Origin of the sequence: Flavobacterium frigidimaris (assembly GCF_002217275.1) — a bacterium.
In the GTDB taxonomy this organism is placed as follows: Bacteria; Bacteroidota; Bacteroidia; order Flavobacteriales; family Flavobacteriaceae; genus Flavobacterium; species Flavobacterium aquidurense.
Genome location: NZ_MUGV01000060.1, coordinates 1 through 1607, shown reverse-complemented (window position 1 = coordinate 1607; position 1607 = coordinate 1). Strand labels below are relative to the sequence as shown.

Genomic DNA, 1607 nt, shown 5'->3' with positions numbered 1-1607 from the left:
TCATATGATGAATCTGAACTAAATAAAAAAACAAAAGAATTGATTGACGAAATTTTTCAATTGATGGGAAATTTTTATGGAAACGAAGAAGAAAGGCAAAAAGAATTCGATTCTATCAAAGAGTTAGAATTGGAATTGAAAAAGAATATAAATATTAATTATGTTTTAAGTTTAAAAGATTTTTTTTAGACCAAAAGTGATCCAGTAGATAAAAATGGCATATCAAATATGTCGTTTTTATCTATTGGATTAAAATAACTACCTCAAAAATGCCTTCAATTCCTCATAAGTCTTAATCTTCACACTCACTTTATCCTCATTCATAACACTTTCAATTTGTTCTGGAATCGGAAGAGTAATGCCTAAAGCAGGTTCAACAACATCTAAAAATTTAATAGGATGTGCCGTTTCTAAGAAAACACCAATCGCGTTATCGTGTTTTTGCAATTCTTTTTTCAAACCTAAATAACCCACAGCGCCGTGTGGTTCTGCGATGTAACCGTCGGTATTGTAAATTTGTTTTAGGGCTGCAAGTGTTTCTTCATCTGTATAACTGTAAGATGAGAAATCTTTTTCGAAAGCTTTTAAATCGTTGTTGTACAATTCCTGAATTCTAATAAAGTTACTTGGGTTTCCAACGTCCATAGCGTTCGAAATCGTTGCTTTAGAAGGTTTTGGATCATATTTTCCGCTTTCTAAGAATCTTGGTACGGTATCGTTTACGTTAGTAGAAGCTACAAAATGCTCAATTGGCAAACCTAGTTTCTTTGCCATAATTCCGGCGCAGATATTCCCAAAATTCCCGCTTGGACAAGAGAAAATCAACGGTTTGTTTTGGCTTTTCAAGGCTTTGTAAGCAAAGAAGAAATAGAACATTTGTGGCAACCAGCGCGCAATATTAATAGAATTCGCCGAAGTCAGGTTTTTGTGCGCTAATGTTTCATCTAAAAACGCTTTTTTTACCATATCCTGACAATCATCAAAAACGCCGTCTACTTCAAGTGCTTTTATGTTTTTTCCTAAAGTCGTCAATTGTTTTTCCTGAATGTCGCTCACTTTTCCTGACGGATATAAAATCACAACATCAACACCGTCAACGCCAAGAAATCCGCTTGCAACTGCACCGCCAGTATCTCCGGAAGTCGCTACTAAAACGGTATTTTTACTGTCTTTTTTATCTTTATTAAAATACGCCAGACAACGTGACATAAATCGCGCTCCAACGTCTTTAAAAGCCATTGTTGGCCCGTGCCATAATTCTAACGAATAAATCCCATTCTCCACTTCCACAACTGGAAAATCAAAAGATAAAGTGTCTTTAATAATTTCTCGTAAGTTTTCCTCCGGAATGTCATCGCCCACAAATTGCTGAATCACATCAAAAGCAATATCGTTATGGCTTAAATTCTCGATTACATTAAAAAACGCAGGATTTAGAGGCGTAATGATCTGCGGAAAATACAATCCTTTGTCACTCGCTAATCCTTGTATGACAGCTTCTTTGAATGAAACTTCTGGTGCATTATGGTTTAAACTATAGTATTTCATTATTGTCAGTTCTTAGTTATTAGTGCCTAGTCCTTAGTTTTAATCTTTAGCTTTTTGCA

The 1607-nt window shown here is 35.0% G+C and carries 2 protein-coding genes; one reads left to right on the top strand and one right to left on the bottom strand.

The genetic code is table 11. From position 1 onward, the window contains the following. On the top strand, positions 1-189 hold a 189-nt coding region (locus B0A65_RS23415), incomplete at its 5' end, for a hypothetical protein (protein ID WP_207556495.1). Positions 190-258: 69 nt separating this feature from the next. Here B0A65_RS23415 and thrC read toward each other — a convergent pair. After that, positions 259-1548: a threonine synthase gene (gene thrC / locus B0A65_RS22810; protein ID WP_074657246.1), complete on the bottom strand. Its 1290-nt coding sequence runs from the start codon at positions 1546-1548 to the stop codon at positions 259-261. Positions 1549-1607 lie beyond the last annotated feature (59 nt).